Source organism: Halococcus thailandensis JCM 13552, assembly GCF_000336715.1.
GTDB lineage: Archaea > Halobacteriota > Halobacteria > Halobacteriales > Halococcaceae > Halococcus > Halococcus thailandensis.
In genome coordinates this window covers 1-10,453 of sequence record NZ_AOMF01000189.1, presented here as the reverse complement: position 1 = coordinate 10,453, position 10,453 = coordinate 1, and the positions used below count along the sequence as shown (strand labels likewise).

Genomic DNA, 10,453 nt, shown 5'->3' with positions numbered 1-10,453 from the left:
TCGGCGGATGAATCGGTCTGTCGAATCGTGCAGCAGCATCTTCAGCTGTCGTCAGGGGACTGGTGCGGCGGAATTCTTAGACGGGCTCATGGACTCGTATGAATCTCTGAATAGCATGAGCAATCCTCCGTAGAAAAGCACTCAATGAGGAATTTCCTCAGGGTCACAATTGATAGTGGCAGGAACGCACACACCCCGGACATTCATATCGATGTCTGCTAGATATTCGACCATAAATAGTGCTACGGCGCTGTCTAGTTAAGAGTGAGCAGGCCGAAGAGCTAGTGATCAATGCCACTCAGCGACCTGCTCGGTAAGACATTAGAGATATCAGATAGTGACTGTTGGGACCGAGAGCGGACGACGAACGCCCTCACGGGCGTCGCCGTCCGGCTCCATTCTGCGGGGCTCTTGTTGCGTGAGACCGTAGCGATTCTTGAGCTCCTCGGCGTTGACCGCTCGCACGGAGCGGTTTGAGACTGGACGCACCGCCTCGCAGACAGCCAAGACGACCCGCTGCGGAGCACTCCGCGGCGGGTCGCCGTCGACGAGACGGCGATCCAAATTGGCACGGAGTGGCGGTGGTGTTACGCTGCGGTCGATCTCGATTCGATGCTGGTACTCGATATCGAAGTGTTCAGCCGCCGCGGGACCGATCCCGCGTCGTCCACGAGAGCGAGCTCTCGTGCAGCACATCAGAACGCGAAGCGTTCTGAGGACGGCGTTCCTCTCACGTCTCGCGGAGCATCACGACCTTTCGGAGGCGGAATTACTGGTCGACAGCTTTGGTTATCGGACCGCTCTGTCCCGACTGGGACTGAGCGGCCAAGTGGAATATAGCGGCCGGAACCACATCGAGCGGTGGTTCCAGACATCAAACAGCGGACGGACCACTTCTATACGACGTGGAACGGCGATCCGGCCAGTATTCGCCGCTGGCTGCGGCGGTTCGTCCACTACTACAACATGCAACGCCCGCACCAAGCGCTCAACGGCCGCATGCCGGTGGAGGAAGGTTAACTAGACAGAGCCTCCGAAACTTTGATAGCAGATAGCAAACAATATATTGCATGGTTAAAGAAATACGACCTTATTTGGGTACGCATAAAACACTATCACCGACAGTCACACAGAATAATTCTATGTTATTCTTATCAGATATTTCTGGAACCATGCAAATATGGACCGATGATGGAAGGTCGGGGTGGCCTCAACAGCAGACTCATTATGATGAAAGCATATCTTTTGTAGAATGGTCTCCATCTGATCACACATTCATATTCGGCAAAGGATCTAATGGCAATGAACATGACCAGTTGTTTTTGTCAAATAAAAAGTTAAATACCATAAATAACGTGACAGAGCAACCGGATGCAATTCACAGATGGGGTAGCTGGACTGCGGATGGTGGCAGAATAGCGTTTACATCAAACCGACGCGATTATTCAACTTTTGATTTATATACAGCAAAGGTTAACGGAATTGAGTTGGAAGATGAGAATCTCTTATACACGGGTGAAGGCGGTCAAATAATTGCGGAAGCATGGGATCCAAGTGGAAAAACTATCCTTGTTCGGGAAGAATATTCGAGTTTTAGTGATGGTTTATTTTGTTTAGATATGGATAGTCAAGAAAAAACCGACATCACATTTGGCAATGATAACTCTCAATATCGACAACCATTTTTTAGCCGAGATGGAAGATCAATATATTGCCTAAGTAATAAAGGTTCGGATAACAAAAATTTAATAAAAATAGATGCGGAAAACGGTGCCGTTGAAACTATCCTCGAAGGTGGTGGCTGGAATATAGACCATTTTTCATTTAGTCAAAAGACAAACAAATTTATAATTTCTAGGAATATAAATGGGTATTCTGAATTGAGTGTAGGAGTAATGCCAGATGGCGGTGAAGTGATCACTTCTCAGATTGGTTTTCTCCAAGGAGTTGTTCATGATTTAATAATGGGCGGAAAAGGAAATTGCGCCATGGCTACAATTTCTACACCGAAAATAAACCATTCTATATACAAAATTAATATTTCCGGTGATGAATTGGATAGAGAAAAACTTCCTGACACAACTGACATGGACTACCGAGATGGAATAATAGAAGACATTGAAAACGAAGCGAAGCATCTGAACAGAAAAACGTTCCCATCATCAGGTGGTGTTGAATTGCAAAGATACAAATCACCAAGACTGGAACACTATAGTTCATTTGACGAGAGAAAAATCCCGGCATATCTTACTATCCCCGAAAAGTCGGATGGTATGAGCTATCCAGCTATAATTGACATACATGGTGGCCCACATCATCAACGTCGCCCTTGGTTTAATCCAATACGGCAGTACTTTGTTGACAGTGGCTACGCAGTGTTTGAACCTAATGTTCGTGGATCTTCTGGATATGGTAAAAGATACTCTTCCTTAGATAATAAAGATAAAAGAAAAGATTCAGTGAGGGATATCATTGAAGGAGCAAGATGGTTGTCTGAGAGGGACCAAATAGATTCGAGCAAACTAGTCGCATATGGACGTTCATACGGAGGATTCATGGTTTTGTCAGCTATAACTATGCATCCAAGTCTTTGGGGAGCTGCGATAGATTGCGTTGGTATTTCAAACTGGATCACATATCTTGAACGCACCAGTGAATGGCGTCGTTCTCATCGCGAATCGGAATATGGAACGATCTCAGAAAATGGGGATTTTCTGAGATCTATTAGCCCAATCCATGACATTAACGAACTAGCCTGTCCACTGTTTATACAACATGGGGCAAACGATCCACGGGTACCTATTCAAGAAACTAAACAGATAGCCAGTGCAGCATCAAAACAAGATGTTCCTGTGGAACGTATTATTTTCGAAGATGAAGGCCACCACATGAACAAGCTAAAAAACAGAGTTGAATTTTTTGAACGTGTTATGTCATTTCTTCAATCATCATTATATAGCTGACAAGATCTTTTTCAGGGGAGCTGTCTAGTTAATACTGGAAACTAAAGTTCTTTAATCTGCGGTCCGTTGTTCTCGCATGACTCATCTTGAGAACGTTTCTACGGAAGAACTCCGCCAAATGAGTGGTCTGCGAAAGAGTTGACCCCTTAGAGCGCCTCTCTATTGCTCTGTTGAATAGGGGTACGGCAGCGGGATAGACCGTCACATCGGTAAGGACGAAGCCGAGGAAGGCCGATATGGCAGAAGTGGATCTCCTCGGCTTCCTGAGAGACTGTAAGCGGCTTGCCATACAAGTGTTGGGGACCAACGCGGGCAAGCCCGCCGAAGGTGGGCTTGCCCGCTGGAAGCACCTCGTCATTCACGGTTATCGGCTCGAAGACGACCACAGCTACCGCGAAACGGAAAATCGCCTCCGCTGTTTCAGTGAACTGCGTGAGATTCTTGAACTCGACCTCAACGATGTCCCGGACTACTCAACGATCTCCAAATCGTTCGACCGATTCAATATAACGATCTGGCGGGCGTTGCTCCGCGTTTCAGCGGAGCAACTCCCGCAGTCNGCGTGAGATTCTTGAACTCGACCTCAACGATGTCCCGGACTACTCAACGATCTCCAAATCGTTCGACCGATTCAATATAACGATCTGGCGGGCGTTGCTCCGCGTTTCAGCGGAGCAACTCCCGCAGTCCGGTCATGTTTCTCTCGACAGCACCTTCTTCGAGCGTGGTCACGCCTCGTCGTATTACCTTCAACGAGCGGATCGAGACGTACAGACGCTGAAAGTTACAACTCTCACCGATACAGAATCGCCTGCTGTGTTGGATCTGCAGTGCTCGGTCGAGTGGAAGCACGATACGAAGCTTGGACCGCAGGTCGTCCGGCGGAACGCCGACGACCTGCTCTCAGTCGCCGCTGACAAGGGATTTCACGACTGGATGAGCAAGTTCGAGTTCTACACGCTCGACGTTGATCTGCTTGTTCTCGAACGTGGATCCTCATTGGAGACAGTTGGCCACAACGCGCTAATTCGGGACGCTGGATACTCTCAGCGGTGGATGTCCAAAACATCGTACTCGACAACCAAGCGCTCGCTCGGCTCCGCCGTGCGAGCGCAATTCTGGTACCGTGAGTTCCGCGAAATCGTCCTGATGNACCAAGCGCTCGCTCGGCTCCGCCGTGCGAGCGCAATTCTGGTACCGTGAGTTCCGCGAAATCGTCCTGATGTTCGCTATCTCGAACATCGAACAACTCTGTGAATCTCTATGATCCCCGCACCGTACCCCAATTCAACACAGCACTCTCTATGGTGATGAAGAACAATCAGCGAGGTCTGTTGATAAAGCATCTGTCGGGTGATGAGCTTGATCGAGCGATTGCAGATGCGCAAAAGGCGGACGAGACGAGTCTCGTCCGGCGGCTCTGCTATGTGAAGAACCTCTACGCTGGTGATGCGCGCGAGGAAGCGGGCGACCGCGTCGGGATCTCCCGATCCACGACGCGACGATGGGCACGAGCGTGGAACGAAGGAGGCGTCGAAGGCCTCCGACCGGGCTTCGGCGGCGGCCGGCCACCGAAGCTCACCAACAAGCAGTTCGCCGAACTCTGTGACATTCTCGAAGAGGGCCAGCCCTGGACGCCACGAGCGATCCACACACTTATCGAAGAACGCTATGGCGTGACCTACGACCCGGCACACCTGAGCCGGAAGTTACGCGCGAGCGGGATGCATTACGCCAAACCACGTCCAATGGATCCCCGCAGTCCCGAGAACGCAGAGGGGATCCTCGCCGAGCGCCTTGGAGAGGCGCTCGGCGAGAAAGATGTCGAGGAACAGGAGGCAGATCCCGTCGTGCTGGGGTTCTTTCGATGAGTCGTGGCCGCAGCCGTTTGACAACTCTCAGCGGATGTGGTCGTACGACCGAACAGTGACAATCGAGAAACCGCTTGTGACAGCTCCGTGGCGCTCGTTTGGCTTCTATGCGCTGACTGGGAACAGCACGATCTCGTTCGGTGAACGAATCATCAAGGAGACCGTCTGTGAAGCGTTAGAGAAGATCCGCGAGCAGAATCCGGTGGGGCGGATTCTGCTCGTCGCGGACAACTACGGCCCCATCACGCGAAGCTCACCCAACAACGGGCCGACGAACTCGGCATCGAGTTCGTCTTCATCCCGCCGTATTCGCCGACATTAAACGCAATCGAACCACTCTGAAAGAGTCTCAAACGAGAGATCTCGCCAGAGATCTACGAGGACGAAGATCACTTTCGGGAGTTCCTCACTGAGACGTTTCTTCGCTTGAGCCATCGACTGATACTGTCGGACGGAAGTACGTGAAGTTCAGATTGAGAAGATCTACTGCAACGAGTGATGTTTCACCGCACGATTTCCGATCAGTTCCGTCCGACAGTATGAGCTTTGCGGTTGATTGGATCAAGACGTTTCTCCCGATATCCAAATGTTACGCTGACCACTCTCTTGGCGGAGGTCGAGGGAAAGAAGCCTACACAGCGGCTGATGGCGGCAATTAACTGGAAAGAAGAGGGGTATCCGGCAGAAGGATATCGCTCAACGCTACGGGTACACGCAAGGATGGCTCTCTCAGTGGCTCACACGTCTCGAACGGCTCGAAGAGTGATCTGGGCAACGTTTGGATGGTAGAGGAGTGTGGCTGCTTCTATGGGACAAAAAACCGACCGACGGTAGTGAATTCGCTGGTTCACCCGCTGACCAACATTCATTTCTTACGCAGACCACTCACCAGCCCGCGGTCTCGGGGGTGCCCTTCGTGAACTCCAGCTGTTGGCTGGGATTTTGAGAAAAGCCAGTGCAGGGAATTTCTGGAACGCAGCACGTCTTTGAGCACTGGCGAATCGTTCACCACGTCGTTCACTGCAACAGTCCGCCGGTTCAGAAGATTTGCTGGGAACTCAGTTGGGAACTACCGACAATGCCCTTCAACCGGCAGTGTCTAGTTGAGAACCTCCTCGGCGGGTGTTCGTCCATCGAGCGCTTGATTCGGTCGGTCATGATTGTAGTGATGCTTGAACCGTCGCAGCCAGCGCCGTGCGCTGGCTGGACTCCCTCCCAGAACGAGTGAAAGCGGTCGATTCGCATCGTCACGGTCTGAAACAGCTTTTCGATCAGATTTCGCTCGCTGTAGTCGAGGTGACCGCTCAATTCACGTCGAGCGAGAGCGGTCAGATACCCACCTGCGTCGACGAGAAATTCGGTATCTGAGACGTCATGTGTGGTGGTGAGACGATGAAGAAACGCCGACGCGGGATCGGTCCCGCGTCGGCTGAACACCTCGATATCGAGGAGCAGCTTCGAGTCAGTATCAATGGCAGCGTAGAGCCATTTCTTCTCGCCGTCGACGGTGATCTGTTTCTCGTCGACGGCGACCCGCGACGGCTCCGCCGTCGGCAGGTCAGCCTGGGTTTCTGAGACCGTATGCGTCCAGTTCCAAATCGCGCCGTGAGAACGGATCAACGCCGAGCCAGTCGAGGACAGCGACGGTCTCTCACAGCGACAGCCCCATCGAATGGAGACACACCCCGAACACCCTGACAGGCGTCGGGGTGCGCTCGTTCTCCAAGCCTCATCACAATCCACGTTCAACGTCTCTCTGAGCAGGTCCGCGAGTTTCATGGATAGTGCTCGTTACGGCCTGCTCATTCCTCAAGCCACCTCAACTAGACACTGCCCTTCAACCAAACATCTATATCTTTGGACATTTTTCCCAAATCTATTTAAACAAGGTACGTCATGATAGGCCATGGTAGATAGACTACCAAATGTAAGTCGTAAAGAGACAGATGATGAAATTGAGTATATAGCTATGCCTCAGAACCGACGGGATCTCCTCAAAGTACTTGGTACAGCAGTAGGTGGAATGTCGTTAGCCGGGTGCACTAATAGTGGGGAAAGTGGAAACAATAGTAGCGGCGGAAACTCCTCTGGCAAAAACAAGAAACTCAAAGTCGGGATTAAAAGCGAACCCTGGAATCTGGATCCAGCATTATATACCGATACTGGATCGCGAATAATATCGAATGTTGTTTACGATAATATTGTCGGTATTGAACCAACGGAGGGACCTACACCAGAAGTTGCGACGAAACTTGCTGAACCCGTCGGCGAAAATGGGAAAAAGTGGAATATAAAGTTGAAAGAAGGGGTTAAATTCCACGATGGGTCTGAAATGACTGCTGAAGATGTCAAATATACATTTGAATGGATTGGTAATCCAGACAACGATGCAGCTGCTCTCGGATATGCTCCAATGCTAAGAAAGAAGAACGGTGTTCCACTAGTAGAGAAAAAAGGAAAATATGAAGTAAGATTAAATCTTACACAGCCCAACAGCTTTTGGAATGATTGGATGACTCGAGTGATTGACGGAGTCGTTCCAAAAGATTCTCGAGGAAATGTTGCAGAAGCTAAGGGCCCGAAGGGGCTAGGTACCAATCTCACCACAGATCCCATTGGAACAGGGCCATATAAATTCAGAGAATGGAAGAGTGGAAGTCACATAATTGTGGATGCATTTGATGACTATTATCGAAACGGCAAAAATACTCCTCCTTACGTAGATTCAATTGAATTCAAATTCATTCCGGAAGCATCTACTCGCTTATCGCAACTTCGATCAAAGAATGTTGATATGATGAACCAGGTACCCCCAAAGGATTTCGAGTCTCTTAAAAATCAGAGTGATATAACAGGAAAATCTCTCTCTGGTAATTCGACAGTACTGAATTACATAAACCAAAATCCGAAGGCATTTGGTGAAAAGAACCCAATGTCGAATGTACATAACAGAAGAGCGTTCCATTACGGAATTGATGCTAAAAGTATACTTAAAGACGTTGCGCAGGGAGAGGGTGTTGTGCAAAAAGGTCCTTGGTTCCCTGATAGTGAATGGACTTCCCCCAAACTGCGGGACAAGTCGATGTATGATCCGGAGAAGGCAAAGTCAGAGTTGGAGAAAGGGCCTAACCCAGACGGATTTACCATCAAGTACATGACGGAAAATATATCAAATAGAAAACAGATGGCTACAATCATTCAGAACCAACTCAAAGATATTGGAATAACTGTTGATGTCCAATCGGTAGAAAAATCCACCTTGTATTCTCGCTTGTATGGTACATCGCGATGGCACGTCGCGGGTGCTTCGTGGGGACAATCGATCGGACAAGTGTTCTATTGGTTGTATGCTGGGTTTGCAACGCAACGAAATCACAACAACTGGCATTCCAAGCCAGAAGATGGAAATCTTTCCAACGACGCTTGGGAGCCTAATGGTCCTAAACCACCAGAAGGGAAACCTCGAGAAAAGTTTGGAACTAATCCAGGTTCCGGGCATAAATGGTATAAAAGCAAGATACAACAAGCATTTGCCACAAACGATACCAAAGAGCAAAAAGAAATTGCGTATACCCTCCAAGAATACATTGTAGATAACGTGATACAAAGTGATCTATATTACAAAAGCAAGCTACAAGGGTGGAGAAGTTCTGTCGAGGGATATGACATGGGACGCTTCATAACTGATTATAGCACTGCAAGATTGAATAAGTAATACACAATACCAAATTGTAAAATTTTATAAAGAATTATTAAACCCTTCAGAGGTGCAACGAAATAATTGTACATATTGACCGCTATTCAGCACGTAGGTTAATGGCCCATTCCAAGAAACCCAGCCGAAAACGCTGAAGAAATCCCGAAGAACGCGTCGGAGACGCGTTCGACGAAAATTCCGACTATCCACACAACAAACAGGATGGACAGTGGCGCAGAATGGTTCTCATAGGATGATGGTTGGACTAGCGATGCCATTTTCTCGTTCGTGATTTGTGAGTACAACCGCGAGCCGAAGACACAACGCCAAGACGACGTGGGGTTCGACTCTGACTCGGCCTCGGACCCGTGGGGTCCCGAGCCGAGATCCTTACAGACACCAATCGCTGTCTCGATTCGCGATCGCTTCCGATAGACCCCATCTAGCCGCTCTTCTGTAACTGCAATCGTATCCTCAACACAATATTCGATATCAAGGGGATCAGCGGCGTTGCGTTGGTTATATGGGACAACCGGCACGACCCCCTGCTCCAGCAGGCGGTCGTGAGGGTGTCATAGAACGGTTACCACACTAACGAGCAGGGTGAACGCTAAGGTGGATGAATTCAGCGACCCTGCAGGACGACCCTTCGGTAGAGTCGTTCTTTAATCTCGTGGCGACAGAGACACTTACGTTGTTTGAGCACCTCTCCTTCGAGTTTCTCGACGAGTACGAAGTGTTCGTCCCGTCGGAGGCGGGACGAACACGAGACCACGAGCCATCAGAGCTGATGCGTGGCTTTCTCCACTGCTACTACAAGGACATCTACGGCATCCGTCCCGTTACACGAGAGCTTCAGAACACGTTCGTCTGGCTTGGTTGCGGCTTCGATCGACCGTCATCCAGAGATACGGTCGATCGGTTTCTCACCGACCTCGAACACGTCGCCGACGAGGTCTTCGACTATCTCGTCGAGCAGGCCGCCGTCCGCGGCCTGCTCGACTTGACCTACTCTATCGACTCGACCGACGTGAGAACGATGCCAACGGATCAAGATGAATCAAAATGCTACGATCCGATGTCTGAGGAGTACTATTACGGCTACGGTTGTACGACTGTCTCGACCGGCTCGAAGATACCGATTGCAGCCGAATTCACCGAGAGCAAACAAGCGCCTGAAGAGACGGCGATGCGCGTCACACGTGACGCGCTCGCCGTCGATCAACCGGTCTGGATGATCGTGGTGACAGCGCCTACGATACGCTCGATTGGCACGACTATCTGCTGACGGCAAGAGTCGTGCCGATCGCCCCGTACAATCCACGAAATACCGATGATCCGCTCGAGATCGAGTATCGGGTCGAAGAACGTATCGACGAACACAGCGAGGACGTTCAGCTGAAGCAATCAACACTAGATGAGACGTACAACCGGCGGAGTGGTGTTGAACGAACCATGAGGCGGTCAAAGATTGCGGCCTCGGGCGCGGACGTGCCCGAGGCCGCGTCCATGCACGAGCGCAGGTCTTTCTCGCGCTGTGTCTGCGGCTTCTCGTTGCCATCACCAACGACGAGCGTGGAGACAATCCAGGCAGCACGATCATCACGGTGTGACAAGAGTTCTATGACACCCTCTACAGCCTGTAAATAGAGGAGTGCCTACTGACAGAGTAGATGGTAGTATCGGGCTGCCCTTTCGTGCGATCGAGACAGCCTGTTTGACGACTCACCCCGACACTGTCGGTGGATTCAATGGAGCCCTTTGTGTGGTATTGAGTCTACGGCCACAGTCCGCGTGCATCGTACGCGGCACCGATGCGCGAGAGCGCGACGCTGTAGGCGGCGTCACGCCACGAGACGGATCGCTGCTCGAACTCCGTTCGGACGTCGTCCCACGCCGCGAGCATCTCCTGATCGAGTTCG

At 50.5% G+C, this 10,453-nt stretch carries 3 protein-coding genes and 6 pseudogenes; 7 read left to right on the top strand and 2 right to left on the bottom strand.

The window, feature by feature from the left end; all coding sequences use genetic code 11:
* Positions 1–291: 291 nt before the first annotated feature.
* From C451_RS21310 to C451_RS24440, 5 genes and pseudogenes are all read left to right on the top strand, one after another.
* A pseudogene (locus tag C451_RS21310) lies at positions 292–1,020 on the top strand (IS6 family transposase).
* Between the two features lie 50 nt (positions 1,021–1,070).
* Positions 1,071–2,963 carry a S9 family peptidase gene (locus C451_RS21305; protein WP_007743516.1) on the top strand — a complete coding sequence of 631 codons (1,893 nt, stop codon included), beginning with the start codon at positions 1,071–1,073 and terminating at the stop codon, positions 2,961–2,963.
* 236 nt (positions 2,964–3,199) lie between these two features.
* A pseudogene (locus C451_RS24445) lies at positions 3,200–4,166 on the top strand (transposase).
* A 131-nt stretch (positions 4,167–4,297) separates the two neighbouring features.
* A complete protein-coding gene (locus C451_RS19790; protein WP_161605877.1) occupies positions 4,298–4,834 on the top strand; it encodes an IS630 family transposase in 537 nt (178 codons plus the stop codon).
* Between the two features lie 246 nt (positions 4,835–5,080).
* Positions 5,081–5,176: pseudogene (locus tag C451_RS24440) on the top strand (hypothetical protein); the annotation flags it as partial.
* A 757-nt stretch (positions 5,177–5,933) separates the two neighbouring features.
* Here the strand turns inward: C451_RS24440 and C451_RS19780 are convergent.
* Positions 5,934–6,613, bottom strand: a pseudogene (locus C451_RS19780) (IS6 family transposase).
* Positions 6,614–6,740: 127 nt separating this feature from the next.
* Here C451_RS19780 and C451_RS21300 point away from each other — a divergent pair.
* Positions 6,741–8,549 (top strand): ABC transporter substrate-binding protein, encoded by a 1,809-nt coding sequence (locus tag C451_RS21300; protein ID WP_080503583.1) that lies wholly within the window; start codon positions 6,741–6,743, stop codon positions 8,547–8,549.
* Between the two features lie 601 nt (positions 8,550–9,150).
* Positions 9,151–10,144 (top strand): annotated as a pseudogene (locus C451_RS19770) (transposase).
* Positions 10,145–10,308: 164 nt separating this feature from the next.
* On the opposite strand, the pseudogene C451_RS23915 reads toward C451_RS19770, so the two are convergent.
* Positions 10,309–10,453, bottom strand: a pseudogene (locus C451_RS23915) (Glu/Leu/Phe/Val dehydrogenase); the annotation flags it as partial.